Annotated in this window: 27 protein-coding genes; 11 read left to right on the top strand and 16 right to left on the bottom strand. The window is 70.0% G+C overall.

Features of this window, described 5'->3' with window-relative positions; genetic code table 11:
* Positions 1-4: 4 nt before the first annotated feature.
* Positions 5-985: a UDP-glucose 4-epimerase GalE gene (gene galE / locus AC3DEV_RS07150; RefSeq protein WP_069390204.1), complete on the bottom strand. Its 981-nt coding sequence runs from the start codon at positions 983-985 to the stop codon at positions 5-7.
* Entirely contained in the window at positions 982-1671 is a 690-nt protein-coding gene (locus tag AC3DEV_RS07145; protein WP_069390229.1) for an iron-dependent transcriptional repressor DtxR, read from the bottom strand. The genes galE and AC3DEV_RS07145 overlap by 4 nt, the downstream gene beginning before the upstream one ends.
* Before the next feature lie 229 nt (positions 1672-1900).
* Here AC3DEV_RS07145 and AC3DEV_RS07140 point away from each other — a divergent pair, with 229 nt between their 5' ends.
* Together AC3DEV_RS07140 and AC3DEV_RS07135 are read left to right on the top strand one after the other, a co-directional pair.
* Positions 1901-3133, top strand: coding sequence for an acetoin utilization protein AcuC (locus AC3DEV_RS07140; RefSeq protein WP_096905527.1), 1233 nt, complete (start codon positions 1901-1903; stop codon positions 3131-3133).
* 57 nt (positions 3134-3190) lie between these two features.
* The gene (locus tag AC3DEV_RS07135; RefSeq protein WP_488371672.1) at positions 3191-5941 is read left to right on the top strand and encodes a bifunctional acetate--CoA ligase family protein/GNAT family N-acetyltransferase; all 2751 of its coding nucleotides are present in this window, start codon (positions 3191-3193) and stop codon (positions 5939-5941) included.
* Positions 5942-6119: 178 nt separating this feature from the next.
* Here the strand turns inward: AC3DEV_RS07135 and AC3DEV_RS07130 are convergent, their stop codons facing one another.
* From AC3DEV_RS07130 to AC3DEV_RS07115, 4 genes are all read right to left on the bottom strand, one after another.
* Positions 6120-7088, bottom strand: coding sequence for a sigma-70 family RNA polymerase sigma factor (locus AC3DEV_RS07130; protein ID WP_096905525.1), 969 nt, complete (start codon positions 7086-7088; stop codon positions 6120-6122).
* Between the two features lie 162 nt (positions 7089-7250).
* The gene (dtd, locus tag AC3DEV_RS07125) at positions 7251-7688 is read right to left on the bottom strand and encodes a D-aminoacyl-tRNA deacylase (RefSeq protein WP_067715834.1); all 438 of its coding nucleotides are present in this window, start codon (positions 7686-7688) and stop codon (positions 7251-7253) included.
* Positions 7685-9280, bottom strand: a complete 1596-nt coding sequence (locus tag AC3DEV_RS07120; protein ID WP_488371671.1) for a DUF7782 domain-containing protein — start codon at positions 9278-9280, stop codon at positions 7685-7687. The genes dtd and AC3DEV_RS07120 overlap by 4 nt, the downstream gene beginning before the upstream one ends.
* Positions 9277-9717: a DUF3099 domain-containing protein gene (locus tag AC3DEV_RS07115; RefSeq protein WP_132063283.1), complete on the bottom strand. Its 441-nt coding sequence runs from the start codon at positions 9715-9717 to the stop codon at positions 9277-9279. Before AC3DEV_RS07115 ends, AC3DEV_RS07120 begins: the two co-directional genes overlap by 4 nt.
* 58 nt (positions 9718-9775) lie before the next feature.
* Here AC3DEV_RS07115 and AC3DEV_RS07110 point away from each other — a divergent pair, with 58 nt between their 5' ends.
* Both AC3DEV_RS07110 and AC3DEV_RS07105 read left to right on the top strand, forming a co-directional pair.
* On the top strand, positions 9776-10021 hold the full coding sequence (locus tag AC3DEV_RS07110) for a DUF3039 domain-containing protein (RefSeq protein WP_017837712.1): 246 nt from the start codon (positions 9776-9778) through the stop codon (positions 10019-10021).
* The gene (locus AC3DEV_RS07105) at positions 10014-11852 is read left to right on the top strand and encodes a DEAD/DEAH box helicase (RefSeq protein ID WP_488371670.1); all 1839 of its coding nucleotides are present in this window, start codon (positions 10014-10016) and stop codon (positions 11850-11852) included. Before AC3DEV_RS07110 ends, AC3DEV_RS07105 begins: the two co-directional genes overlap by 8 nt.
* A 75-nt stretch (positions 11853-11927) precedes the next feature.
* Here AC3DEV_RS07105 and AC3DEV_RS07100 read toward each other — a convergent pair whose 3' ends face one another.
* Both AC3DEV_RS07100 and ppgK read right to left on the bottom strand, forming a co-directional pair.
* Complete coding sequence (locus AC3DEV_RS07100) at positions 11928-13289, bottom strand: RNA polymerase sigma factor (RefSeq protein WP_120283123.1); 1362 nt, start codon at positions 13287-13289, stop codon at positions 11928-11930.
* A gap of 178 nt (positions 13290-13467) precedes the next feature.
* Entirely contained in the window at positions 13468-14313 is an 846-nt protein-coding gene (gene ppgK, locus AC3DEV_RS07095) for a polyphosphate--glucose phosphotransferase (protein WP_488371669.1), read from the bottom strand.
* A 226-nt stretch (positions 14314-14539) separates the two neighbouring features.
* On the opposite strand from ppgK, the gene AC3DEV_RS07090 reads away from it, so the two are divergent.
* The gene (locus AC3DEV_RS07090; RefSeq protein ID WP_488371698.1) at positions 14540-15415 is read left to right on the top strand and encodes an inositol monophosphatase family protein; all 876 of its coding nucleotides are present in this window, start codon (positions 14540-14542) and stop codon (positions 15413-15415) included.
* Here the strand turns inward: AC3DEV_RS07090 and cei are convergent.
* Entirely contained in the window at positions 15405-16043 is a 639-nt protein-coding gene (gene cei / locus AC3DEV_RS07085; protein WP_206471992.1) for an envelope integrity protein Cei, read from the bottom strand. The two genes, AC3DEV_RS07090 and cei, sit on opposite strands and share 11 nt — an antisense overlap.
* Positions 16044-16246: 203 nt before the next feature.
* On the opposite strand from cei, the gene AC3DEV_RS07080 reads away from it, so the two are divergent.
* Positions 16247-16549, top strand: a complete 303-nt coding sequence (locus AC3DEV_RS07080; protein ID WP_067715850.1) for a DUF4193 domain-containing protein — start codon at positions 16247-16249, stop codon at positions 16547-16549.
* Between the two features lie 28 nt (positions 16550-16577).
* Here AC3DEV_RS07080 and AC3DEV_RS07075 read toward each other — a convergent pair whose 3' ends face one another.
* The gene (locus AC3DEV_RS07075) at positions 16578-17084 is read right to left on the bottom strand and encodes a DUF3093 domain-containing protein (protein WP_120283141.1); all 507 of its coding nucleotides are present in this window, start codon (positions 17082-17084) and stop codon (positions 16578-16580) included.
* Between the two features lie 53 nt (positions 17085-17137).
* Here AC3DEV_RS07075 and dut point away from each other — a divergent pair, with 53 nt between their 5' ends.
* The 4 genes from dut to AC3DEV_RS07055 all read left to right on the top strand — a co-directional run bounded on the left by dut (position 17138) and on the right by AC3DEV_RS07055 (position 19751).
* On the top strand, positions 17138-17617 hold the full coding sequence (gene dut / locus AC3DEV_RS07070; RefSeq protein WP_488371668.1) for a dUTP diphosphatase: 480 nt from the start codon (positions 17138-17140) through the stop codon (positions 17615-17617).
* Positions 17618-17697: 80 nt separating this feature from the next.
* The gene (locus AC3DEV_RS07065) at positions 17698-18597 is read left to right on the top strand and encodes a DUF3710 domain-containing protein (RefSeq protein ID WP_120283145.1); all 900 of its coding nucleotides are present in this window, start codon (positions 17698-17700) and stop codon (positions 18595-18597) included.
* Positions 18575-19036, top strand: coding sequence for a single stranded DNA-binding domain-containing protein (locus AC3DEV_RS07060; protein ID WP_488371667.1), 462 nt, complete (start codon positions 18575-18577; stop codon positions 19034-19036). The genes AC3DEV_RS07065 and AC3DEV_RS07060 overlap by 23 nt, the downstream gene beginning before the upstream one ends.
* Positions 19037-19115: 79 nt before the next feature.
* On the top strand, positions 19116-19751 hold the full coding sequence (locus AC3DEV_RS07055) for a DUF3159 domain-containing protein (RefSeq protein WP_240341332.1): 636 nt from the start codon (positions 19116-19118) through the stop codon (positions 19749-19751).
* A 94-nt stretch (positions 19752-19845) separates the two neighbouring features.
* On the opposite strand, the gene AC3DEV_RS07050 is transcribed toward AC3DEV_RS07055, so the two are convergent.
* The 3 genes from AC3DEV_RS07050 to AC3DEV_RS07040 all read right to left on the bottom strand — a co-directional run bounded on the left by AC3DEV_RS07050 (position 19846) and on the right by AC3DEV_RS07040 (position 22100).
* A complete protein-coding gene (locus tag AC3DEV_RS07050; RefSeq protein WP_119191653.1) occupies positions 19846-20805 on the bottom strand; it encodes a DUF2189 domain-containing protein in 960 nt (319 codons plus the stop codon).
* A gap of 177 nt (positions 20806-20982) precedes the next feature.
* Positions 20983-21507, bottom strand: a complete 525-nt coding sequence (ahpD, locus tag AC3DEV_RS07045) for an alkylhydroperoxidase, AhpD family (protein WP_067717410.1) — start codon at positions 21505-21507, stop codon at positions 20983-20985.
* Positions 21504-22100 carry a peroxiredoxin gene (locus AC3DEV_RS07040; RefSeq protein WP_067717408.1) on the bottom strand — a complete coding sequence of 199 codons (597 nt, stop codon included), beginning with the start codon at positions 22098-22100 and terminating at the stop codon, positions 21504-21506. The genes ahpD and AC3DEV_RS07040 overlap by 4 nt, the downstream gene beginning before the upstream one ends.
* A gap of 152 nt (positions 22101-22252) precedes the next feature.
* On the opposite strand from AC3DEV_RS07040, the gene AC3DEV_RS07035 reads away from it, so the two are divergent.
* Positions 22253-23188, top strand: coding sequence for a hydrogen peroxide-inducible genes activator (locus AC3DEV_RS07035; protein WP_488371666.1), 936 nt, complete (start codon positions 22253-22255; stop codon positions 23186-23188).
* A 20-nt stretch (positions 23189-23208) separates the two neighbouring features.
* On the opposite strand, the gene AC3DEV_RS07030 is transcribed toward AC3DEV_RS07035, so the two are convergent.
* From AC3DEV_RS07030 to gndA, 3 genes are read right to left on the bottom strand one after another with little or no spacing between them, the layout of a single operon-like run.
* Positions 23209-24156 (bottom strand): hypothetical protein, encoded by a 948-nt coding sequence (locus AC3DEV_RS07030; protein ID WP_488371665.1) that lies wholly within the window; start codon positions 24154-24156, stop codon positions 23209-23211.
* A complete protein-coding gene (locus AC3DEV_RS07025) occupies positions 24153-25439 on the bottom strand; it encodes a DEAD/DEAH box helicase (RefSeq protein ID WP_271800066.1) in 1287 nt (428 codons plus the stop codon). The genes AC3DEV_RS07030 and AC3DEV_RS07025 overlap by 4 nt, the downstream gene beginning before the upstream one ends.
* Before the next feature lie 41 nt (positions 25440-25480).
* A complete protein-coding gene (gndA, locus tag AC3DEV_RS07020) occupies positions 25481-26953 on the bottom strand; it encodes an NADP-dependent phosphogluconate dehydrogenase (RefSeq protein ID WP_119191654.1) in 1473 nt (490 codons plus the stop codon).
* Positions 26954-26961 lie beyond the last annotated feature (8 nt).

The following is a 26961-nucleotide window of genomic DNA, read 5'->3' as shown; positions in this document are numbered from 1 at the left end:
CGGGTCAGCGCGGAGCCGAGTGCGCGCGGTCGCCGAGCGCCTCGGTGAACGCCCAGGCGTCCTCGACGACCGTACGCAGGTCGGTGCGGGAGGGGTTCCACCCGAGTTCGGCGATCGCCCGGGCGCTGGAGGCCACGAGCACCGCCGGGTCGCCGGCGCGACGTGGGGCGACGACGTCGGGGATGGGATGTCCGGTGACCTCCCGGCACACGTCGATGACCTCACGGACGGAGAACCCCTCACCGCTGCCCAGGTTGAGCACCCGGTGGGTGCCGGGAGTGTTGGTCTCCAGCGCCAGCAGATGGGCGTCGGCGAGGTCGGCGACGTGGATGTAGTCGCGGATGCACGTGCCATCGGGGGTGGGCCAGTCGTCACCGAAGACCTTGATATCGGCGCGATGGCCGAGCGCGACCTGCAGCACGAGGGGGATGAGGTGGGTCTCCACGACCCGGTTCTCGCCCGCACCGTGATAGGCCCCGGCGACGTTGAAGTAGCGCAGGCTGGTCGCGGCGAGACCGTACGCGGTGGCGTACGACGTGATGGCGTGATCGATCGCGAGTTTGGTGGCCCCGTAGGTGTTGGTCGGACGCGTGGGCATGTCCTCGGTGATGGGGACCTGCTCGGGCTCGCCGTAGGTGGCGGCGGTGGAGGAGAACACCAGGTTGCCCACCCCGGACTCACGCATCGCGTCGAGGAGGGCCAGGGACGTGACGACGTTGCCCTGCCAGTACTCCCCGGGCTTCTCGACGGACTCGCCGACGAGGGAACGCGCGGCGAAGTGCAGGACTCCGTCGAACGAGGAGTCGAGAACCTCCGGCGCGCGTACGGCCACGTCCCCCTCGACGAACGTCGCCCCCTCGGGAACCCCGTCCCGGTTACCCGTGGACAGGTCGTCGAGCACCACCACCTCGTGACCGCGCTCGATCAGGACCGTCGCGCAGACCCCGCCGACATACCCGGCGCCGCCGGTGACGAGCAGCTTCACGAGACGATCTCGACCTGGATCGCGTGGGCGTGGTCGCCGTCGAGTTCCACCGTGCGCCCCTCACCGGAGTCGAGCTCGACGAGGTGCCCGCGGCGGGTGGCGGTGACGGTTCTGAGCGGTTCGACGCCCGCGGCCCGGAGCTCGGAGATCAGTTCCGTGTCGATCTGCACGTTCTCACCGATCGCCCGGATCCGGACCCGGTGGGCCACGTCGCTCTCCAGCGCCGAGAGCCTGATCTGGTTGGGGTCGTCGAGGGCGGAGGCGGGGTACCCGATCCGCTCCAGCCCGGGGATCGGGTTGCCGTAGGGAGAGGTCCGGGGGTCATCGAGGACCTCGATGAGCCGCCGCTCGACGTCGTCGCTCATCACGTGCTCCCAGCGGCACGCCTCGGCGTGGACCTTCTCGAGCTCCAGTCCGATCACGTCGACCAGGAGACGCTCGGCGAGGCGGTGCTTACGCATCACACCCACCGCGAGTTCCCTGCCCGTGGCGGTGAGCTGGAGATGCCGGTCGGGGGCCACGAGGACCAACCCGTCGCGCTCCATCCGCGCGACGGTCTGGCTCACGGTCGGCCCGCTCTGCTCGAGGCGCTCGGCGATCCTCGCCCGCAGCGGGATCACGCCTTCCTCCTCGAGCTCGTAAATGGTGCGGAGGTACATCTCGGTGGTGTCCACCAGGTCCTTCACGCTGCAGTCCTCCACGGTCGGATCGTCGATAGGTGTGCGACTCCCCGCAGGCGCGGGCGCCGTCAGGGTTCTGCCTCCGAGACTACCGTCGGGCCACCGACCGGGGTGGAGAGCGGACAATCGGGGGCCGAGCCCGGTGCCACACGCGTAGATTCACGGGTGACGTGCCCCACTGCTCGCTCGGGGTGCTCGGGCCGGGAACGACCCGGCCCACGGGAGGACGGTGGCTATGGCCGGGATCGGGGACGGCGTCGCGGCGAAGGTCGTGTGGAGTCCGTCATTGCTGGAGTACCGGCATTCCGCTGACCACCCGATGAGTCCACGGCGGCTCGATCTGACCATGTCGCTCGCGACCGAGCTCGGCGTCCTGCAGGGTGTCGAGATGCTGGACCCCGGGTCGGCCAGCGAGGACGAGCTACTGAGGGTCCACACCTCCCGCTACATCGACGCCGTCAAGGCCGCCGGCGACCTGCCGCCCGGTGAGCATGTCGGGATGAGCCACGGGCTCGGGACGGCCGACAACCCGACGTTCCCGGCGATGCACGAGGCCAGCGCGGCGGTCGCGGGCGGCACGCTGACGGCCGCCCGGGCCATCGCCAGCGGGGCCGCGACGCGTGCGGTCTCCGTCGCCGGGGGGATGCACCACGCCATGCCCGCTGCCGCCGCCGGGTTCTGCGTCTACAACGACGCGGCGGTGGCGATCAGCTGGTTGCTCGACAACGGGTACGACCGCGTCGCCTACGTCGACATCGACGTCCACCACGGGGACGGCGTCCAGACCGCGTTCTACGAGGACCCGCGGGTCCTGACGGTGTCCCTGCACCAGCACCCAGCCACCCTGTGGCCGTCCACCGGCTGGGCGTCGGAGACCGGTGTCGGCCGCGCGGAGGGCACCGCCGTCAACCTGGCGTACCTCCCCGCGGTCACCGATGATCTCTGGCTGCGGGGCTTCCACGCCGTGGTCCCCGGAGTGCTGCGGACGTTCGAACCCCAGATCATCGTCATGCAGGCCGGGTGCGACTCGCACCGTGAAGACCCGCTCGCCGACCTCTCGTTGACCGTCGACGGTCACCGGCAGTCGTATCTGGAGGTCGTGGCGCTGGCTGACGAACTCTGCGAAGGGAGACTCATCGCGATCGGCGGGGGCGGCTACGAACTGGTGCGGGTGGTCCCGCGGTCGTGGACCCACCTCATCGCTGCCGTGCTGGGGGTCCCGCTCGACCCGGCGACCGCGATCCCGGACCAGTGGCGGGCCGCGGCCGGCAGGTTTACCGTCCCCGACCGCGTCCCGCAGACGATGGGGGACGGGGAGACCCCCGGCTACACCCCGTGGGAGCCCGCGGGATCCGATCGGGGGGTGGAGATGGATCGTTCGCTCGCCCGACTCGACCAGTCGATCCTCGACACCCGCCGCTCGGTCTACCCCCTGCTCGGACTCGACCCGGACGATCCCCGCGACTGACCGGCGGCGCTGCAACAGACTCATCGACCCCCTACCCCTCAGTCCCTGGAGGACCCCATGGCGCACCCCGGCGACCGCGAGACCGTTGACACGGTGACCGAGAACCCGACCGACGCCACCCCGGCGGTGGACCCACCCGAGCACGCGTCGACCGACACCTCCGTCGACGAGTACCCGGAGGGCTATCCCCACGAGTGGGCTGCGGACGTACTCGGATCCGACGGGCGGGCCGTGCGCGTGCGGCCGATCCTGCCCAACGACGCCGAGAAGATCTCCCGGTTCCACACCAGCCTGTCCGAGCGCACCCGCTACCTGCGTTACTTCGGATCGCACGATGTGCTGTCCGACCGTGAACTCGCCCGGATGACCAACGTCGACTACCGCGACCGGATGGCGTTCGTCGCCGAGTTGGGCGCGGAGGTCATCGGCATGGCGATCTACGAGCGACTGCCGAACTCGACCTTCGCCGAGGTCGCGTTCACCATCTCCGACCAGCATCAGGGGCGTGGGCTGGGGTCGATCTTCCTCGAGCACCTGGCCGGCGCCGCGGCCGAATGCGGGATCGACCACTTCGAGGCCGAGGTGCTCTCCGAGAACCGGTCGATGATCCAGGTGTTCCGGCGGGCCGGGTACGAGATCTCCCGTTCGTTCGATGGGTCCACTCTCCACCTGGAGTTCGCGATCGACCCATCCGAGGCCCTGACCAATGTCCGGAACTCGCGGGAGGCGGCGGCGGAGGCACGGAGTCTGGCGCGTGTGCTCAACCCCAGTTCCGTCGCCGTGATCGGCGCCTCGGACCAGGTGGGCAAGATCGGGCACACGGTACTGCGCAACCTCATCGGCAACGGGTTCTCCGGTCCCGTGTACCCCGTCAATTCCGATGCCACGTCGGTGCAGTCCGTGCGCGCCTATCCGAGCGTCAGGGACATCCCGGATCCCGTGGACCTCGCGGTAGTGGCAGTACCGGCGGCGTCCATGTCGGAAGTCCTCGACGACTGCCTGTCGAAGGGCGTGTCGACCCTCGTTGTCATCTCCGCCGGGTTCTCGGACGTCGGCAGCGCCGGCGTCGTCTCCGAACGGCGTCTGGTCAGCGAGGCCCGCGCCCACGGGATGCGCGTGGTCGGCCCCAACGCGCTCGGGGTGATCAACACCTCACCCGACGTGCAGCTCAACGCGACCCTCGCAGAAGTCGTTCCGGGACCCGGCCGCACGGGGTTCTTCTGCCAGTCGGGTGCGCTCGGGATCGCCATCCTCGCCGCCGCGGCCCGACGTGGGCTCGGGCTGTCCACGTTCGTCTCCGCCGGTAACCGCGCCGACGTCTCCGGCAACGACCTGCTGCAGTACTGGGACACCGACACCGCCACCGAGGTGGTGCTGCTCTACCTGGAGAGCTTCGGTAACGCCCGCAAGTTCTCCCGGATCGCCCGACGCGTGGCGCGCAACAAGCCGGTGGTGGTGGTCCGCCGAGCGGCCGACGATCTGGAGTCGGGCGTCGAGGGGCTGACGGCGAACGCCATCGGTGGACTGTTCCGCGACTCCGGCCTCATCCAGGTGGATTCCATCACGGACATGTTCGACACCGCCACGCTCCTGGCCTACCAACCGCTGCCCACGGGAGGTCGCCTCGGCATCGTCGGCAACTCCTCCGCGGTCGGACGCCTCGGCGGGGACTCCGCGCGTCAACAGGGCTTCACCGTGGCGCATTCGGTCGATCTGGGTGCCGGCGCGTCCCCGGAGGAGTTCCGCGAGGCGATCGCGGACGTCCTCGCACGTGACGAGGTCGACTCGGTCCTGACGGTGTTCGTCCCTCCGGTCGCGACGGAACCCGACGCCTATGCCGAGGCGATCCGTTCCGCCGCGGGCGAGAGCAGCAAGCCCGTGGTGAGTACCTTCCTCGCGGGGGAAGGGCTGCCGGAGGGACTGACGGTGACCGACGAGTCCGGGGTGGCGGCGCGGGGCTCGATACCCTCCTACCCGTATCCTGAACGAGCGGTGTCCGCACTGGTGCGCGCCCGTCGGTACGCCGAGTGGCTCGACAAGCCGGCCGAGGAGCCCGCCGAGTACGAGGACATCGACCGCGCACGCGCGCGGGAGCTCGTGGACTCGCTCTGCCAGCTCCACGCCGGAACCGAGTCGTTCGAGCTCACGCAGGGCCAGGTCCGAGCCCTGTTGGAGTGCTACGGGATCGACATCGTCGACTACCGCGTCGTGACGGATGTCGACCAGGCCGTGATGGCCGCCGACGAGTTGGGCTACCCGGTGGCGGTCAAGGCGATGAGTGACCGGTGGCGGACCCGCAGCGATCAGTCCGGGGTGCGACTCGACCTCGTCGACTCTGCCGCGGTGCGGCATGCCTTCGCGTTCCTCCAGTCCACGACGGGCTCACGTTCCCTGCACGTGCAGAAGATGGCGACCAAGGGGGTCGCCGTGACCATCCGGGTCGCCGATCACCCGATCTTCGGCACCCTCATCTCGTTCGGACTGTCCGGGATGTTGTCGGATCTGCTGGCCGACCGGGCGTTCAGCACGCTGCCGATCTCACCCCGCGAGGCGGCCGCCCTGCTCGACCGGCCCCGGGCCGCAGCGCTCCTCGACGGGTATGCCGGGGACGCGCCTGTGGACCGTGACGCGTTGGTGGAGCTCATGGGGCGGGTTTCATGCCTGGCAGAGGACGTGCCGGAGATGCGGCGCCTGTCGGTGGACCCGGCGCTCGCCGGACCCGACGGTCTCGCGGTGCTCTACGCAACGGTCCGGCTGGGGCCGCCCCCCAGGTTCAGCGCCGACGAGGGGCCCCGCCGGCTGCGCTAGGCGCTGTGGTCGGCCCTGGACGGCACCGCGAAGGCCCCGCCCCTCCCAACCGGGGGAGGCGGGGCCCTGGGATTGCGACCTCACGGTGTGAAGGGCTCCGGGGAACCCGGCTCGCGTCTGATCGGGCGGCGTCCGATCGGGCAGCGTCTGATCGTGCGGCGTGCGATCCGGCGTCCGGTCAGACGGCGTAGGAGCGGAGCTTGTCCGCGCGACGGCCCTCGCGGAGCTTGGCCATGACCTCGCGCTCGATCTGGCGGACCCGCTCGCGGGACAGACCGAAACGCTTGCCGATCTGATCGAGGGTGCGGGGCTGGCCGTCGTCGAGACCGAAACGCAGCGTGATGACCTGCTGCTCACGCTCCTCGAGCGTGGCCAGGACCGCGCGCACGTCGGAGTGCATCACATTGGTCACCACGGTGTTCTCGGCACTGGTGGCCTCGGCGTCCTCGATGAAGTCACCGAGCGGCGCCTCCTCGTCCGCGCCGACCGGCATGTCGAGGCTCACCGGGTCACGCGAATGGTCCAGCAGCTCCTCGATCTTGTGCGCGGGGATGCCCGACTCCTCGGCGAGTTCCTCGAGGGAGGCCTCACGGCCGAGCTGCTGGTGGAGTTCACGCTTGATCCGGGCGAGCTTGTTGACCTGCTCGACCAGGTGGACCGGCAGACGGATGGTGCGGGACTGATCGGCCATTCCGCGGGTGATCGCCTGACGGATCCACCAGGTGGCATAGGTGGAGAACTTGAAGCCCTTCGCGTAGTCGAACTTCTCCATCGCACGGATCAGGCCCAGGTTGCCCTCCTGGATGAGGTCCAGCAACGGCATGCCGCGGCCCGTGTAGCGCTTGGCCAGCGACACCACCAGGCGCAGGTTGGCCTCCAGCAGATGGGCGCGGGCGGCCTCACCTTCCGCGACGATCGCCTTGAGGTCGGCCTTGCGGACCGGACCCAGACGCTTCTTGGTCTCCAGCACGTGCTTGGCGTAGAGACCGGCCTCGATCCGCTTGGAGAGCTCGACCTCGTCCTCAGCGTTGAGCAGTGCCGTCTTGCCGATCCCGTTGAGGTAGACACGGACGAGGTCAGCGCTCGGGCTCTGGCCGTCCGGCCCCGCCTCCGTCCGACGGTCCGATCGGGTGGTGGCTGACGTCATGTCTCCTCCTCCTGCCTGGCCATGTGACGAGGCCGGCGTTCGGTTGCTGGTGGACGGATCAGGCGCGTGGCCGGGTCACGGTCACGTACCTCTACAACGACGGGGGTACCGGGAATGTTCCCGCGCCGATGATGTCGGTCACGATCCGTCGAGGAAACCCGCTCAGCCCGAGCCGGGGGTCTCCACCAGCAGCGTGAACGGGCCGTCGTTGACCGAATGGACCTGCATCATCGCGCCGAAGACTCCCGTGGCCACCTCGAGGCCGCGTTCGCGCAGACCGTGGACCACGGCGTCCACCACGGGTTCGGCCACCTCGCCCCGAGCCGCTCTCGACCACGACGGCCGCCTGCCCTTCGCGGTCGACCCCATGAGCGTGAACTGGCTGACGACCAGGACGGGGGCGCCCACCTCCGCGGCGCTGCGTTCCTCCCGCAGGATCCGCAGGTCCGAGATCTTGCGGACCATCGTGGCGACGTCGGTCTCGTCGTCGTCGTCCGACACCCCCAACAGGACCAGCAGTCCGGGGCGTGACAGGGCCCCGACGACCTCACCGTCCACCGTCACCGACGCCTCGGTGACCCGGGAGACGACGGCCCTCATCCCGCCGCCCCTGCGGCCACGGCCGCGGCGACCCCCGGGGGCAGGAGGCCTGGCATCCCCGCCGGGACGACGAACCCGTGGAGGAACAGGTCGGCGACCACCCGGCGGACGGGGCCGGCGAGGGCGTCGGGATCCTCCCCGGCACCGACCGCGGCGAGCACCACCAGGTCCTCCAACTGCAGCGCGCCCGTCCGCGCCCCACGCAGGACGCTCGCGGTGAGCGGATCGATCTCGTGGCGCCACCGGGCGCCGGTGACCCGCTCCACCACGACGGTGGACGGACCGGGGGAGCCGACCTCGTCCGGCCCGGCGGGGGCGAGGGATTCGGAGAGGTGGAGGTGGACGTCCGGCGACACTGTGAAGACCGTGGCATCGAGGGCGCGCTCCTGTCCGCCGTGTTGCTCCGCGGCCTCCCGCAGCCACGCCGTGCGCGCGAAGTAGGCCTCCGCCTCGTCACCGAGGCCGTCGCCGAACGGGTGCGTGAGGTCCTCGCACAGGACGGACGACGGCCCGTCGATCCGCCGGAGGTAGACGTAGCCGAACCCGATCCCGGCCACACCCTCCTCGGCGAAGTGGTCCAACCAGGCGTCCGCGGCCCGCGTGGTGGCCTCGTCGCGTGGGTCCATGCCCTCGTCGGTGAGCCAGGTCCACACGTAGAGGCCGGGGTCGGAGACGTCCCGCCGCACGATCCATGCGTCGACGCCCTCGGCCGGCACCCACGACGACACGTGGGCCCGCCAGTCCGAGTCCTCCCGCTCCACCCAGGACGCCAGCAAAACCGCGGTGCCACCGTCGGCCAGATGCTGCGGCGCGCCCGACACGACCGTCCGACTGGCACCGTCGAGCTTCAGGCCGGACTCGCGGTAGGAGTGCCCGGTCTCGGGCGGGCCCACCACGAACGGGGGATTGGCGACGATACGGTCGAACCGGCGCCCCGCCACGGGCTCGAACCACGGACCGTGCAGGAGCTCCGCACGCTGGCCGTTGATCGCCAGGGTGGCGGCCGCCAACTCGAGGCACCGAGGGGTGATATCGGTCCCGGTGACGGTTCGGGCGGACCCCGACGCGTGGACCATCTGGATCCCACACCCGGTGCCGAGATCCAGGACCGACCCGGTGGTGGACGAGGGCGTGACACGCAGCAGCGAGAGCGTCGCCTGCCCGACCCCCAGGACGTGGTCCGGCCGGGTCGTGGTGTGGACCATCGACCCGTCGACGTCCGCGAACACCCAGCGGGTCCCGTGCCCGGTGTCGACCGGACGCAGGTCGATCTCCGCACGCAGGGAGGCACCGGCGTCGATCGCGGTCCACAATCCGGCAGCGACGCCGTCCCGCACGTCGACCCCGGGCAGGGTCGCGGCGACCTCGGAGCGGGGGAGCGGATCGCCCAGGACGAACAGCCGCACCAGGGTCCCGACCCCCCTCGCGTCACGCGCGTGACGGCGGACCGTCGCGGCATCCGATCTGTACAGGGCCGAGACCGCCTCGGGCCCCAGCGCGCGCTCCAGTCCCTCCACCGTGTAGTCGTGCCGCCGGAACGCCTCGGCCAGCGCGGGCGCGAGTTCGGCGAGGGTCGGGTTCGGGCTGCTCACGTGTCGAGGTCGCTCTCGTCGGCGGACGGGGTGGGATCGGGTGCGGCGTCGGGGGCGCTCGTGTCCCGGGGCGGTGAGTCCGTCCCGGTGAGCCCGGGTGGCAGCGCATACGGGATGTTCGACGACAGGCGACCCGCCGTGTAGGTGCGGGCCTGTCCCTTGGGCAGGGGAGGCCGGTCATTGGCCCCGATGACGGCGATCCACGGGATCGGGATGGACCCCGCCACGATCGCCAGGGCGATCCACGGGTTGTTCCAGAGGGCCAGCGACCCCGCCGCCAGGAAGAGCGCGGGGATCCGGATACTCATCAGCAGGAAGTAGCGCTTCTTCCGGGCCGCCAGCTCGTCGTGGTACGACTCGCGCGCGCCCGTGATGAGAACGGGCCTCGAGGTGTCGTCCCGTTCCCCGGATCGCTGACGGCGGAAGTCGGGTGCCATGGGGCCCAAGGTACTCCGGCGTTGGCGCCGCGACGCCCGGGTGCGGCATCATGAGGGGGTGAGTACCACCCGGACGAAGACACTCGAGCGTCCCGAGGTCACGACGACCGAGGAGACGCAGGACGACGCACCCAAGTTCTTCCACTATGTGGACAAGAGCAAGATCGCCGAGAGCGCGGTCATGGGTTCCTACGTGATCGCCCTGTGCGGTGAGGTCTTCCCGGTCACCCGATCCGCGAAGCCCGGATCGCCGGTGTGCCCGGAGTGCAAGCGCGTCTACGAGACCCTGAAGCCTGGTGAGTGATCCCGGCGCGGTCCCGGGCCCAGACGAACAGACCGCAGAACACTCCACCCCGCCGGCCGGGGGTGCGTCGCTGCGCGCCTGGCAGCGCACCGCGCTGCGCAAGTACCTCATGGCGCGGCCGAAGGACTTCCTCGCCGTGGCGACCCCGGGCGCCGGCAAGACGACGTTCGGCCTGAGAGTCGCCTCCGAACTGCTCGCCGACCGCACGGTCGACGCGATCACCGTGGTGGCCCCCACCGAACACCTCAAGTACCAGTGGGCCGCCTCGGCCGCGCGCGCCGGCATCGCTCTCGACCCCGAGTACTCCAACACCTCGGGCGCGCTCGCCCCGGAATACCACGGCGTGGTGGTGACATACGCCCAGGTGGCCGCGCACCCGTTCAAGCATCGGGAACGCACCGCGTCCAGGCGCACCCTGGTGATCCTCGACGAGATCCACCACGGTGGTGACGCCAAGAGCTGGGGCGACGCGATCCGCGAGGCGTTCGAGGACGCGGAGCGCCGCTTGTCGTTGACCGGCACCCCGTTCCGGTCCGACGACAGTCCCATCCCGTTCGTCACCTACGAGCCCGACGGGCAGGGACACCAGCGCTCCAAGGCCGACCATTCCTACGGCTACGCCGATGCTCTGGCCGACGGCGTCGTCCGCCCCGTGGTGTTCCTCGCCTACTCGGGCGAGGCCCGGTGGCGCAGCAACGCCGGCGAGGAGTTCTCGGCCCGCCTCGGCGAGCCGCTGAGTGCCGACCAGACGTCCCGTGCCTGGCGCGTCGCCCTCGACCCCCACGGTGACTGGATGCCCGCCGTGCTCCAGGCGGCGCACACCCGGCTCCGGCAGATCCGCGCCGGCGGAGTGCCCGACGCCGGCGGTCTGGTGATCGCCACCGACCAGGAGCGCGCCCGCGAGTACGCGGCGCTCCTGACGGAGATCACCGGTACCCCGCCGACCGTCGTCCTCTCCGACGACCCGACCGCCTCGAGTCGGATCGGTACCTTCTCCGACTCCACCGACGAGTGGATGGTCGCGGTCCGGATGGTCTCCGAGGGCGTCGACGTGCCACGACTGAGCGTCGGCGTGTACGCCACCAGTGCCTCGACACCCCTGTACTTCGCGCAGGCGATCGGGCGGTTCGTCCGGTCCCGTCGGCCCGGGGAGACCGCGTCGGTGTTCCTCCCGTCCGTACCCGTGCTGCTGCAACTGGCTTCGCAGATGGAGGCGCAGCGCGACCACGTCCTGGGCAAGCCCCACCGGGAGGAGGGGCTGGAGGACCAGCTGCTCGCCCAGGCGAACCAGCAGCAGGACGAGAACACCGAGGACGACGAGGACCGCGGTTACATCTCCCTCGGCGCCGACGCCGAGCTCGACCAGATCGTGTACGAGGGGTCGTCCTACGGCACGGACACATTCGCCGGCAGCGAGGAGGAGGCCGACTACATCGGGCTACCCGGACTGTTGGGTGCCGACGACGTCAAAGCCCTGCTGCGGCAGCGCGAGAAGGAGCAGATCAAGCGCACGTCCGCCCAGTCCGCCTCCGGGGCGGGGTCGGTCGCGGTCGTGGGTGCCGACCCGGCGGTGTCCGGGGCGACCATCCCCGGCAACGCCGCCGGACCCGGCGCGCATGCCGGCGCGGCTGCCGAGCGGGTCGCCTCCGCCGCCGAGCTCAAGGACCTGCGGCGTCAGCTCAACACCCTCGTGTCGGTGTACTCGGGTCGCCTGGGCAAGTCGCACGGGGCGATCCACACGCAGCTCCGCAATGCGTGCGGCGGCCCGCCCGTGCCGATGGCCTCGGCCGAGCAGATCCGAGAGAGGATCACCCTCCTGCGGAGCTGGTGACGTCCGGACCCCGGCTGACAGACGACAGCGGGCCCCCGCCGAGATCTCGGCGGGGGCCCGCTGTTCGCGGTCGACTCAGTCCAGGTAGTCGCGCAGCACCTGGGACCGCGACGGGTGGCGCAGCTTCGACATGGTCTTGGACTCGATCTGCCGGATGCGCTCGCGCGTGACCCCGTAGACCTGGCCGATTTCGTCGAGGGTGCGGGGCAGGCCGTCGGTGAGCCCGAAGCGCAGCCGCACAACGCCCGCCTCACGCTCGGACAGCGTGTCGAGGACGGAACGGAGCTGGTCCTGCAGGAGTGTGAAGCTCACGGCGTCCACGGCCACCACGGCCTCGGAGTCCTCGATGAAGTCACCGAGCTGCGAGTCGCCCTCGTCGCCGATGGTCTGGTCGAGCGAGATCGGCTCCCGGGCGTACTGCTGGATCTCCAGCACCTTCTCCGGCGTGATGTCCATCTCCTTGGCGAGCTCCTCGGGGGTGGGCTCGCGGCCCAGATCCTGGAGCAGTTCACGCTGGATACGCCCGAGCTTGTTGATGACCTCGACCATGTGCACCGGGATACGGATGGTGCGGGCCTGGTCGGCCATCGCGCGGGTGATGGCCTGCCGGATCCACCAGGTGGCGTAGGTCGAGAACTTGTAGCCCTTGGTGTAGTCGAACTTCTCGACCGCGCGGATCAGACCGAGGTTGCCCTCCTGGATGAGGTCCAGGAACGCCATGCCGCGGCCGGTGTAGCGCTTGGCCAGGGAGACGACGAGTCGCAGGTTGGCCTCGAGCAGGTGGTTCTTGGCGCGGACGCCGTCGCGCTCGATCCATCGGTAATCACGCTTCTGCGCGGTGGTGAGCTTCTCCCCGCGCTCGGCGACCTGTGCCTGGAACCAGGTGGCGTACAGGCCGGCCTCGATGCGCTTGGCCAGCTCGACCTCCTCCTCGGCGTTGAGGAGGGCGACCTTGCCGATCTGCTTGAGGTACGCGCGTACAGAGTCGGCGGAGGCGGTCAGCTCGGCGTCCTTGCGCGCCTGGCGCAGGGCCTCCGACTCGTCCTCGTCCCAGACGAAATCGCCCGACGCCTTGTCCTTGGCGGTGGGCTCTTCCTTGGTCTCCTCGTCCGCTTCGACGTCCTCGACGTCGACCTCGACATCCTCCAGCTCGGAGGTGTCCGGCTCGGCCTCGGGAGCATCGGTCGGCTCTTCGTCGACCTGGTCGCCGTCGACGCCCTCGGGCTTCGTCGGGGCGGCGGTCTTCTTGGCCGCGGTCTTCTTGGCGGCCGCCTTCTTCGCCGGGGCCTTCTTCGCGGCGGTCTTCTTGGCCGCCGTCTTCTTCGCGGGCGCCTTGCGCGCGGCGGTCTTCTTGGCGGGGGCCTCGCCAGCGACCTCGCTGTCCAACGGATCGCCGCTCGCCGCGGAATCCGAACTGGTGGTCTTCGTGGCTGCCACAAACGCCCCTTCACAACCGGTTACTTGATGGGAATCGGGGATCGATGCCGCCTTCTGCAGACACTCGAGCCGTCCGCCTTGCGGTACCGGGCCCGTCCCCGGCCGGTACGTGTTCCCGGCGTGGGCCATTGTAACGAGATTCTGGTCGGGGGGTCGCATCCGGCGGGGTTGGTCCGGGTCAGTCCTCGTCGTCTGGTAGGGCCCCGCCGAGGTCGAGAACGCCCGAATGGCCGGCCGCGTACAGCGCTGCGCCGATGATCCCGGCGTCGCCTCGCCGGACCGCGGCCCGCACCGGGGTCCGGTTCTCGAGGAGAGGGAACCACTCGTCGGCGACCTCGCTGACGCCGCCGCCCAGGACGAAGGCCCGGGGCCACAGCAGGTCCTCGATCGATCGCAGCACGTTGGACACGTGGGGGGCCCATTCGGCGAAGCTCAGGCCGTCGCGGGACCGGACCGCGGCGGAGGCCAGGTGCTCGGCCTCGTCGAATCCGCGTCCGGCGATGTCCTCCACGATCACGTGACCGAACTCGGAGTTCGGCAGCAGTTTCCCGTCGAGCAGGAGGGCGGAGCCGATGCCCGTACCGAAGGTCAGGAGGATCACCAGCCCGTCGATTCCCTCGCCGGCGCCGTAGTGCACCTCTGTGAGGCCGGCGGCGTCGGCATCGTTGAGCATGAGCACGGTGCGGCCGGGGAGATGCCGGTCGAAGAGCTCCGCCACGTCGCACCCGATCCACGACTTGTCGATGTTGTGGGCGATCCGCGCCACCCCCTCGTGGATGACGCTGGGCAGGGCGACCCCGACCGGGCCCGTCCAGTCGAACTCCTCGGTCATCTCGCGGATGGTCTGCGCGATCGCGTCGGGCGTGGCGGGCTGGGGGGTGCCCCGCACCACTTTGTTCCCGATGAGTTCGCCACGTGCGAGGTCGACGAGCCCCACTTTGATCCCGGTGCCGCCCACGTCGACGCCGAGGCCCGTGGGGGTGCCCGGTGAGAGGTCGGTCGCTGCGGGGGTGGGGACGGACATGTCGGGCTCCTGGGTGGCGGGACGTACACGGGTGCGGCGTGGGTCGTCAGGCGCCCGCGTCGTCGGGGCACGATGGGCGTGGGGCGCCCGCCAGGGTATCTGTCGGTCGCGCCGCCGGGCGGGATCATCGCCGGAGGGGCACCGGGTGACGACAGTGGGTGAGGACGATGTGGGATACGAACATGTGGGATACGACCATGTGGGATACGACGACGAGGAGACGCACATGACGGGGCGGGGGACAGACGCGGCGGTCGGCCGACCGGGCCCGGAGTTCATCGACGACTTGCTGGCCCTCGCGCTGCGGTTCGCCTCTTCCGGCGGTGACGTGGCGCGGCGAATGCTGGCCGAGTTCGACACGTCTGGTCTGGACTCGCGCTCCAAGACCTCGGCCACGGATCCGGTGACCGTCATCGACACCTCGGTGGAGCAGCATCTGCGCGGGGAGATCGAGTCCAGCCGTCCGGGTGACCGGGTGCTGGGCGAGGAGGGCGGCGAGGAGTCCGGTTCGGCCGACGCCCCGGGTGGCCGGGGAGGCGTGCGCTGGATCGTCGACCCGGTCGACGGGACCGTCAACCTGCTCTATGGCATCCCGTTCACGGCGGTCTCGGTGGCCGCGGAGGTGGACGGCGTCGTGGTGGCGGGGGCGGTGCACAACATCGTCACCAGTGAGACGTGGTCGGCAGGCCTCGGCCGCGGGGCGACCCTGCGGGAGGCCGACGGCACGTCGAGGGCGCTCCGGACCTCGGGGTGTGTGGACCTGTCCCTGTCGCTGGTCGGTACCGGCTTCGCCTACGACGCCGGGATCCGGGCCGAGCAGGGTCGGGTGGTCGCGGGCCTTCTGCCGCGCGTACGGGACATCCGGAGGTGTGGGTCGGCGGCACTGGATCTGTGCATGGTCGCCGGCGGCCGGCTGGATGCCTACTACGAGCGCGGGTTAAAGCCGTGGGACTACGCTGCCGGGGCCCTCGTCGCGGCCGAAGCCGGTGCGATGGTGGCCGTGTCAGACGACCCCGCGGTGCCGACGACCGCTGCGTCGCCCGGTGTGGCGGGGGAGTTCCTCGGCGCGCTCGACGACCTGTCGGGCGGGGTCAGCAGCTGACCATGCGGGCCGCGTCGAGTTCGGCGGAGATGGGCTGACGCCCGACCTCGAGTTCGTCGAGTGCCCCCACCGCCTCCGTCGAGTCGGACAACCGCGAGAAGATCGTGCCCAGTGCGAGGTCGACCGTGTCGTCCTCACGGCCGTCCCTCACCAGTTGCATGCACGGCGCCGCGAGCGAGAGTGACCGCGCGGCCGCCTGTCCCGCGTCGCCGTAGCGGATCTGTCCGTGGCACTCGAGGGCCTGCCCGTAGATCGGGTCGTTGCCGATGGCGTCCGAGCCGGCGGGCTGGAATCCGCGTTCGGCGAGTTGAGCGGCCACGGCTCCGGCCTGGCCGCTCTGCCCGTTCGCGTTCAGCACGCGGACGCGGGTCTTGTCCAGTAGTGCCGGCTCGACCCCGTCGAGGGCGTCCGCGGGCTGGTCACGGAGGCCCGCGTCCTCGGCCGCGGGGGGTACCGGACATGCCGCGGCCTGTGTGGCGGCATCATTTCCCCGTAGTGCAGTGGCCCAGACGAGTGCTCCCAGCACCAGCGCCACCACCACGAACAGGACGTAGGCGGAACGCAGACGGTGTATCCCCCGGGTGGGGGTCGGACTCGGTGTCGCCTGGGTGCTGAGGTGGACGACCATGAGGTCCTTTCCTGCAGGTGGACGGAGTGAGAGCCTCTCCGGGCCCTGACCCATCACTGTAAACGCCCGGAGCCTGTCGTCCCGGTCGCCGCACTGGCGGATGCCGCGGATGAAAATGCCGGGTAATTCCGTTACTATGCGTGCGCTGGTCAGTCCGTGACCGGCCCGCGCGCCCCCCACTCAGACCCGCAGAAATGAGACTCATGGCAACCGACTACGACGCCCCCCGCCGGACCGAGGCAGACGAGCTCACCGGTGATTCGCTGGAGGAGCTGAAGGCCCGGCGTGCAGAGGGAGCGACCGGCGAGGTCGACGTGGACGAGACGGACACCGCCGAGTCCTACGAACTGCCCGGCGCCGACCTGTCCGGTGAAGAGCTCACGGTGCGGGTCGTGCCGGAGCAGGACAACGAGTTCACCTGTGGCGAGTGCTTCCTGGTCCATCACCGCAGCCGTTTCGCGGAGGAGCGGGACGGCATGCCGATCTGTGTGGACTGCGCAGGCTGAACCGTCACCGTGCGGCGGGCGTGACCGATCAGCTGTAGTGGTTGTCCGGTAACGCCGCCGCGAGCCCCTCGGGGTCCCGTGTGCTGATGAGCCAGTACGGTGTGGGATCCATCGGGTCGTCGAGGACCACGATGACCATCGTGGGAATGTACCCCCGGTGGACGACGAACGCCTCGGGGTCCAGTTGGCGCCCCATCGCGGCCTGCTTGGCGGTGGCGGGCACCACGGCGCTGCGGGCGATGGCGTCGAACGGCAGGCGGGCCTGCCCCGCATAGAGGGTGCCCCCTCCCTGTCCATCGGACTCGACCTCGATCTTCACGCGTCCGACCGAGATGAACAGCCAGGCGAGCAGCGCGGGGACGACGACCGCCAGTAGCCACAGCCACCACCTGGCGTCGAGCACGATCGCCTGGGCGACCACCACGAAGGTGACCACGGCGAGTACGGCCCACCACCATGCCGGGACCCGGAGGGTTTCGGAGTGGACCGGACGCGGAGTGCGGTCGGGGGGCGGGCGGAGATCTTCTTCGGTCACGACATCAAGACTATCGAGCAACCGGGCCGGGCCCGGCAGGAGGGCGAGAGGCCATGAGCAATCCGGACGACGAGAACGGCACCGGCGAGGTGCTACGGGTACGCCGTCTGGACCGTGGGCTTCCCCTTCCGGTCCGGGCACACGCCACGGATGCGGGGATCGATCTGCACGCCGCGCACGACTGTGAGCTGGCGCCGGGGCACCGGGCCCTGGTGGGCACGGGGGTGGCGGTGGCGGTCCCCGCGGGCTACGTGGGCCTGGTCCATCCGCGGTCCGGCCTCGCGGCACGGGCGGGTCTGTCGATCGTCAACGCCCCGGGGACGGTCGACGCCGGCTACCGGGGGGAGATCAAGGTCAACCTCGTCAACCTGGACCCCACGGAGCCGGTCCGTATCGGACGTGGTGACCGCATCGCCCAGCTCCTGGTCCAGCGCGTCGAACTGTGGGATGTGGTGGAGGTCGACGAGCTCGGCGAGACCGACCGGGGTGAGGGCGGCCACGGGTCGACGGGCGGGCACCACCGCCTGACCTGACCGGCGTCCACCTCGTTGGGTAGCGTCGACCCGAGACGGTCCCGTTCGGGGCCGGGTCGCACGGGGAGAGGATTTCCACCATGTTCGGACGAAAGAAGCCGGTGACCGGGGCCCGCGACGCCACCACGGCCACCGAGCAGGAGTCGCAGCCCCCTTCCACGACGGGGCCTCATGACCGCTCGTCCGTCGGTGACGTGCCCGGGTACTACACCTCGCTCGGCTACGGCCACATCGATCTCGGTTCGCTGGTCATCGGAGTTCCCAAGGGACGTGACCTGAACGTCGCGCTGGACCCCAACGGTCAGCCCGAGTTCCATGTGGTCACCCAGGTCTCGAGGGTCATCCCACGCGCGTTCGCCGCGCCCAAGTCCGCGGGTCAGTGGCGGACGATGGTGACGGGAATGCGCGAGCAGCTCGAGCAACAGGGCGCGGACGTCTCCGTCGAGGACGGGCCGTGGGGGCGTGAACTGGTGGCGGTGATGCCGGGAGCCGTTTTCCGCGCGATCGGGGTCGACGGCCACCGTTGGACCGCCGAGGTGCGGATCATGGCCACCCCCGAGCTGGCGGACCAGGCTGCGGAGGAGGGCCGCGAGGTCTTCCAGCACCTGCTCATCCATCGCGGGGACGGCCCCATGCCGGTTCGTGAGCAGCTACCGCTCACCATTCCGGACGAGATCCAACAAGCACTGACGCAGGCGCAGTCCCAGCTGGCCGCGCAGCAGCAGGCACAGGCGTACCAGCAGCAGATGGCGGCAGGCCAGACCGGCCAGCCCGGCAGTGCCGGCCAGACGCGCCAGCCAGGCCCTGCCGGCCAGGCTCAGGCCCAGTCGCCGGCATCGCAGGAGGCTCGAGCATCCCGGAACCCCCAGGCGCAGCCTGCCGCTCCCGCGGCGTCGCCCGCGCCGGACAGTGCCCCCAGGGCGCCGCGGAGAGACGGTAGCGCGATGGACAGGCTCCGTGACGGAGACGACGACCTGTGAGGTCTCCCGCCCAGCGAGCGGGGTGGTGACGGTGCCGTTCCCCCGAACGCTCCGGGCATTGACCGCCCGGCTCACCGATCCGGTGGAAATGCTCGACGCGGCTGACCTCGCCGGCCGGGTGCACCGTACCGGATGCTCGCATGTCGCGACTGTGTCGCGTGGGGATCACGTGACCCTGACGGGGCGTGTCCGCACCGTCCTGACATGTGGGGGAGAGGACTTCCTCGGTCTCACCGCCGAGGTCTTCGACGGCACGGGGGCGGTCGAGGTGTGTTGGCTCGGGCGACGCACCGTTCCGGGCATCGACACCGGCCGGTGCCTCCGTGTCACCGGACGGGTCGGCGTCCGGCACGGACACAAGATCATGTTCAACCCGCGATATGAGCTACTGGACGAGCAGCCCCGCACCGCCGTGGAGGAGTCGCGTGACCGAGTCTGAACGGGCGACCCCGCAGGCGACCGGTGCGACGCGCCGGAGATCGTCCTTCGGGGACCCCGACGCGTCCCTGATCGATCAGATGGGCGGGATCCGCGGGCTGGTGTACTCGTCGATCCCGATTCTCACGTTCGTCCCCCTCAACGGGATCTGGGGGCTGACCGTCGCGATCTGGGGTGCGCTGGGCGTCGCCGTGGCGATGCTGGCGTGGTCGCTGGGACGTCGCGAGAACCCGCAGCCCGCGATCTCGGGTTTCATCGGTGTCGCCATCTGCGTCTTCATCGCCTGGCGGACCGGGGACGCCAAGGGTTACTTCCTCTACGGGATCATCACCCAGGCCGTGTACGGCGCGGCGTTCGCGATCTCCGCGCTCGTCCGCTGGCCTCTGGTCGGAGTGATCTGGGGATTCCTCGACGGCAGGGGGATGGCCTGGCGCCGGATTCCGGCGGCCCGGCGGTGGTATACGGTCGCGACGTCGTTCTGGGCCGGACTGTTCGCCATCCGAGCCGTCCTGCAATACGCGCTGTACCTCAATGACGAGGTCACCTGGCTCGGTGCCGCGCGCATCGGCATGGGATGGCCGTTGGCACTCGTGGCCTTCCTGGGAACCGTCTGGGCGGTCCGACGGGCCTCGACGCACGAGAAGGAGATGCTGCACGAGGCTGACTCGGACACCGGGGCCCCGGCGTCACCCGAGGACGAGACCGGCGGCGCCTGACACTCCGCTCCGCGGGACGGGACAGCCCCGGCGACCGGATGGTCGCCGGGGCTGTCCCGTTGCTTCGCGAGCAATGGACGACGTTGGCGGGAGGTCAGACCGCCGCGGTCGCCGCGCGGGAGAAGTCGCTCGGCCCGGTGATCGCCCGGTAGGCGTAGACCGAGGCGAGTGTGGTGACCGGAATCGCCACGAACAGGCCGACGAGCAGTGCCAGCGCGCCCACCACGAGGATGAGGACGTTGAGGAGGGCGAGTGCGAAGAGGTTGCCGGCGTCCGACTTGATCGCGTTGAAGCTCGAGACGATCGCGTCGGTGGCGGTCATGTTGCGGTCGACGACGAAGTACTGCGTCCAGTACAGGAAGAACGCCACGACGAACGCGCCGATGATGAAGCCGATGAGCCCGACGAACGTCGCGATCCCGACGAGGATCGCCGCGACGACGAACCAGCCGAAGTTGTGCAGTTTGAAGAAGTCGCCGATAGCGGGCCTGTGTCCGTCCACCTCGAGCAGGGCGCCGCGCAGGATGAACGCCTGGAACAGCAGTCCGACGACGAAGGAGATGATCTGGGCCAGGAACACCACCGCGAGAGACTCGGAGTTCGCGAGCTGCCCCGCGATACTGCCGACCACCACGCTCGCCAGGGTGATGAGAACCCAGGGCAGCGGGTTGTTCTTGAACAGCTGCCAGCCGGCACTGACCGCGTCGGTCGCGGACACCTTGCCCGTCATGACCGGGCCGCCGCCCGGACCGCTCTGCCCGTACACCCCGCCGTAGGCGGGATCGCCGAAGGACTGGTGGCCATAATTCTGCTGTCCGTAACCCTGCTGCCCGTATCCCTGGCCGGGGTAGGGCTCGTGACCTTGAGCCTGACCGGGGTAGGGCTCCTGGCCGTAACCCTGCCCCGGGTAGGGCTCCTGACCCTGCGTCGGGCCGTAATTCTGGTTCCCGTGGCCCTGTTCCCCGTAACCCCGGCCCCAGTTCGGCTCGCCCGGGCCGGAGTTGGACGGATCGTTCGGGAAGCCGTCCCCTGACGGGGTACCTCCGGTAGTCATGACGTCTCCAGATCGCTAGGTGCGCCGCGAAGGATTTCCCCGGCTCTACATACGAACCTAGTGCCGGGGAGTGCTTTGCGGGAGGGGCAACTCGCCGCGCGCCCGCAACCGAAAGAGACCGACAGGGCCCCGCTGACGCGCGGTCAGCGGGGCCCGTGTTCACCGGGGAGGGTGAGGTCAGATGTTTGCGTCGATCTCGACGGCCTGTGCGACGCCGGCGACGGTGCCGGCGATCTTCACCGCCTCCCAGGCCTGCTCCTTGGTGATGCCCTCCTTGCGGATCACGGCATCGTGAGCGGCAGTACAGTTCTCGCAGCCGTTGATCGTGGAGACGGCCATCGACCACAGCTCGAAGTCGGCCTTCTCCACGCCCGGGTTGGCGATGATGTTCATCCGCAGGCCCATGCGGACCTGGGTGTAGTCATCGCCCAGGAACTCCTTGGCGCGGTAGGCCACGTTGTTCATCCCCATGATCGAGGCGGCGCCGAGGGCGGCGTTGAACGCCTCGTCCGACAGGTGCTGGCGGGCCTCGTCCGCGATCTCTGACAGGACGGTCGCCGACTTGGTCGCAGCGGCGGTGGCGAGGAACGTCCCCCAGAGCTGCTGCTGGTTCAGCTCGGTGGATCGCGCGAGCGAACCCAGGTTCAGCTTGAGATCCTTGGCGAACTCGGGGAGTCCGGACTTCAGGTTCTCAATGCTCACTTGATGCCCTCCTGCAGCATGTCCATCTTGTTGATGTTCTTCGTCGGGTCGTTCTTCTGCCAGTTGCAGGCGCAGACCTCGGACGACTGGAGGGCGTCGAGGACGCGGAGAACCTCGTCCACGTTGCGGCCGACAGCGTCCGGGGTGACCGAGACGAACTGGATGACGTTGTCCGGGTCGACGATGAAGGTGGCACGATCGGCGACACCGTCGGCATTCTCCACGCCGAGAGCGCGGATGAGCTCGTGCTTGATGTCCGACAGCAGCGGGAACGGCACGGTCTTGAGCTCATCGTTGGTCGCACGCCAGTTGAAGTGCGCGAACTCGTTGTCGATGGAGCCGCCGAGGATCTGCGTGTCGCGGTCCTGGAAGTCCTCGTCGAGCTTGCCGAACGCGGCGATCTCCGTGGGGCAGACGAAGGTGAAGTCCTTCGGGTAGAAGAAGATCACGCGCCACTTGCCCTCGTAGGACTGGTTGGTGACGGTCTCGAAGTAGTCCTCCGGCTGCTGGGCGTTGACCGCCTGCAGGTCACCGCCCTTGAGCGCAGTGAGTTCGAAATCGGGGAACTGGTCGCCGATGGTGAGAATAGCCATGTGATCCTCCTGAGGATGTGCCTGTGTCGGACGGACGACCCCGACTATGCCCCACTTCTTGTGAGAGGTAAAGTCGATGAGAGGTAGATCACTCATAGGATTGTGCAAATAATCATCGACTTCTGGTTATCGCCGGGCATAGACTCATCGACATGGCCGATCATCGGTTCGTTCCGAGCCTCATGCAGCTCCGGGTGTTCCTCGCGGTGGCGGAGCGACTGCACTTTCGTAGCGCCGCGGAGGACCTCGGCATGAGCCAGCCCTCGCTGTCCCAGGCCCTGGCGACGCTGGAGGACGGGCTCGGTCTCCACCTGGTCGAGCGCAGCACCCGCTCCGTCCTCGTCACCCCCGCGGGGCACCGGCTCCTGCCGTACGCCCGGGCCGCGGTGACCGCGATGGACGCGGTGGCGGACGCGGCGGCGGGAAGCGACGGCCCGTTGTTCGGCTCGCTGCGCATCGGGGTCATCCCGACGGTGGCTCCCTATCTCTTGCCCGGGCTGCTGCCCGCACTGGGGGAGCGGTTCCCGGACCTGCGACCGAGGGTCGTCGAGGATCAGACTGCCAGGCTCCTGGACGGACTCCGGAGCGGCGTGATCGACCTGGCGATCATGGCCGTCCCCACGGACGCGGTGGGGGTGGCCGCCACGCCGCTGTACAGCGAGCCCTTCGCGCTCCTCGTGCCTGCGGATCACGAACTCGCAGGCAGAGAGGGGTTGCCATTGGAGATCCTCGTTGACCAACCGCTGCTGATGCTCGACGAGGGGCACTGTCTGCGCGAACAGACGGTGGAACTGTGCCGCCGGGTGTCCGCCCCCGTGTTGGGCAGGGGGGAGTCCCGAGCCGCATCGCTGACCACCGCGGTTCGGTGTGTGGCAGGTGGTCTGGGAGTGACGCTCGTCCCCGAGTCCGCGGTCGGTCCCGAGACCCGGGATCCGGGGATCGCGGTCGCGAGGTTCGCGGATCCCGTCCCGGGCCGCACGATCGGATTGGTACTGCGCAGCGCCACCGCGGGAGCGGAAGCCTATGGCGAGTTCGGCAGAGTCGTCGCCGAGGTGGCCGTCGACCAGTTCGGGGCGACCCCGGTGTGACGAGTCCTCAGCTCACGTCCTCAGGTCACTAGATCGCCCACGGGGGACGCCAGGTCCTCCACCGTGTCGACGGCGGCGAGGAATCTCGACCTGAGGCCCTGCGTGCGCTCCGTCCACTTTTTCTGGAACGCGACGAACTCGGCCCGACCCTCGCTGGTCTCCACCCGGATCGGTTGGAGCCCCCAGGAGGACAGATCATAGGGGGAGGACCGCATGTCCACCTCCCGCGCGTCGAATGCCGCCGCGAGCGAGTCCAGGAGGAGTTCCCCAGGTGCTCCCGCCTCCACCGTCGCGGTGTGGGCGTAGATGTCCATTCCGGCGTGGAGACAGGCAGGCTGCTCCAGTCGGAGTTGGTCGTCCCGGGTCAGCGGATCCTGGTTGCGGGGGACGGCGGCATCGGTGAAGAAACGGAAAGCGTCGAAGTGCGTGCACCGCAGGCGGGAACCTCGGACGACCTCGTCGATCCGCTCGTGTGGGAGCCGCAGGGGCACCCGGCCGTGCCGGACGTCCCCTTGCGCGGTCTTGTACAGCATCGCCCATTCGTGCAGACCAAAGCATCCGGTGGCGCCCCGGCGGGACGCGGTGGACGCGATCACGTCACGTGCCCGTGCGATCCTGCCGCCGGCGCGTCGCCACACCGAGGGTGCGTCGACCACGAGCCCCTCACGGCCGGCCACACCCTCCCGGCGGTAGTGGCGCCAGTCCTGACGTTCGGTCAGATGGGCGTTCTCCAGTAGGACACCCGGGCCCGGGTGCCACCGTCGGACGGTGGCGACGCTGGTGCGGTAGTAGGTGAAGAGGAAGTCGACGACCGGGTGTTGCTCGCCCCTGCGACGTCGCTCCAGGTGGTCGGTGGTGAGACGGTCGACCCTGTCGTGGTGTCGCTGTTCGCGAAGGCGCCACAGCTCTTCGGGAACGACGACCGGGGCACCGACTCGATGACGGTTCCGTCGACGCGCCGAGGTCACGAGCGCTTCTTCCGTTTGGGGCGGTGAACCCGGGACTGCGTCGGACGTCGGGGTTGCGAGGGGCGGCGGGACCGCTCCGACGGTGCGGGTGCCCTGCGGGTACGTGGCAGGACGATCTCCGGGCCGAACAGCGCGTCGATGACCCGCTCGGCGTCGGACCGGGAGGTGTCGACGATCTCGACCGTCATGCCGGCCGAACGTGCCTGGTCGGCGACCTTGGCGACCTCGAAGGGACGGAGAACCGCGGCGACGACGCCGGCCCGGGCGTCGCCTCGACCGGTTCTCCCGGAGCGGTGGACGAGGTCGTCCATCGAGTGCGGTGGGCCCACGTGCACCACGTGTCCGATGCTGTCGATGTCGAGGCCCCGCCCCGCCAGGTCGGTGCTCACCAGGACCCTCACCGCGCCCGATGCCAGATCGGCGAACGCGGCCGCCCGGCGGGTGGGGGAGGCGGACCCCGCGACCCCGGCAGCGGTGACACCGGTGTCGGCGATTGCCGAACGCAGGGGCTCCACGGCGTCCCGTCTGGGGACGAAGAACAGGCCGCGGGTGCACCGTGCCGCCAGGCGGACCACCAGACGGTCCGGGTCCGGGGTCGAGAGCACCACCAGTCGGCGAGGCGCCCCGGCCGCCTCGGAGTCGCCGCGGGTGGGGGCCGACGACGGGAGCGGCGAGTGCTCCACGCGGTGCACCCGTAGTCCCGGGCGCGTGCGTTCCAGAATCGACTCGATGTCGTCGTCGGCCGTGGCGGTGGTCGCCACGAGGCCCGCGCCGACGCAGTCGGCGAGAAGGGCCTCCGTCTGCTCGGCGAAGGACGGACCCAGCAGTTGATCGGCTTCGTCGAGCACCACCAGGTCCACACCGTCCAGGGACAGGGCCGAGGCGCGGACCAGGTCGGCGAGACGCCCGGGGGTCCCGACGGCCACGTCGACCGGCGCGATGAGCGCGCGCCGGTCCCGTTTGAGGGGTTGTCCCCCGACGAACGTGGCGATCTTCAGCCCGGCGCCCGCGCCCACCGCGGCGAGGACCTCGGCGTTCTGCTCGGCCAGTTCGCGAGTGGGGGCGACGACCAGGGCGCGGGGCCGGCCGGTCAGGCTCGGTGACCCGGCGAGGCGGTGGGCCACCGCGATGGCGAACACCAACGTCTTGCCCGATCCGGTGGGGGCGACGGCCAGGAGGTTCGCGCCCCCGACGGCATCCGCGAGGGCGGCGGCCTGGATCGGGGTCGGCGTGCCCGGAACCAGCCCCGACACGGCGTGCCGGATCGGGACCGCGACTCCCAACTCCTCGAGCAGGCGGCCCAGTTCCCCGGGCCGCGGGCCGGTCAGGCCCGCACCTCTGAACGGTCGCCGCTCCAGAGGGTGTGGTAGCTCCCCTCCCGATCGGTGCGCTGGTAGGTGTGCGCGCCGAAGAAGTCACGCTGGCCCTGGATGAGCGCGGCCGGCAGGCGTTCGGTCCGGAGGCCGTCGTAGTAGGCCAGGGCGGCGGAGAACCCGGGTGCGGGGATCCCTGCGGTCACCGCGGTCGTCACGACCCGGCGCCAACTGTCCACGCAGTCGGACAGGGCCTCGGCGAAGTACGGCGCGGCGAGGAGTGAGGGGAGATCGCCGTTCTCGGCGTACGCCTCGCGGATGCGGTCGAGGAACGTGGCACGGATGATGCAGCCCCCGCGCCAGATGGTGGCGAGGTCACCGCGCGCCACGTCCCAGCCGTGCTCGGCATTGGCAGCGGTGATCTGATCGAACCCCTGGGCGTAGGCGATGACCTTGGACGCGTAGAGCGCCTTGCGCACGTCCTCCACGAAATCGGGGCCGATCCCGGCAGGAGTGGATACGGAGCCCGCGGGCAGGGCCCGACCGGCTTCGCGCTGCGGAACCGAGCTCGAGAGGGCTCGCGCGAACACCGCCTCGGCGATACCGGTGACGGGGACGCCCAGGTCGAGAGCGGACTTGACGGTCCAGCGACCGGTGCCCTTCTGGCCGGCCCGATCCACGATCACGTCCACCAGGGGGGCGCCGGTCTCGGCGTCCACCTGGGCGAGGACCTCGGCGGTGATCTCGATGAGGTAGGAGTCGAGTTCGCCTGTGTTCCAGTCGCGGAATGTATCGGCCATGGCGGCCGGCTCGATCCCGGCCACGCCCCGGAGGAGATGGTAGGCCTCGCCGATGAGCTGCATGTCCGAGTATTCGATGCCGTTGTGGACCATCTTGACGAAGTGCCCCGAGCCGTCCTCGCCGACATGGGTACAGCAGGGGATGCCGTCGACCTTCGCCGAGATGTCCTCGAGCATCGGCCCGACGACCTCATAGCTGGAGGCCGGGCCGCCCGGCATGATGGACGGTCCCTCCAGGGCCCCTTCCTCGCCGCCGGAGATCCCGGCACCGATGAACCGGATTCCGCGCGCGGCCATGGCCTTCTCGCGCCGGATGGTGTCCGTGTACAGGGAGTTGCCACCATCGATGATGATGTCGCCCTCGTCGAAGGCATCGGCGAGCGCGTCGATCACTGCATCGGTGGGTGCGCCGGCCTGGACCATGACCAGTGCCCGACGGGGGGAACGCAGCGCTGCCGCGAACTCCTCGATCGTCTCGGTGCGGACGAAGTCCCCGTCATCACCGTGCGCGTCGAGCAGTGCGTCGGTCTTCCCGGCGGAGCGGTTGTGGACGGCGACCGTGTACCCGTGCCGGGCGAAGTTGCGGGCGATGTTCGAGCCCATGACGGCGAGACCGGTCACACCGATATCGGCGGTTCCGGCAGTGTCGGAGGTGGGCGTCGCGCCTTCGCGTTCAGTACTCATGGGGTTCA

The organism is Dietzia sp. IBK-p2-15D (assembly GCF_057773105.1).
The sequence above is the reverse complement of the archived record's forward strand: the minus strand, read 5'-3'. Positions and strand labels throughout refer to the sequence as shown.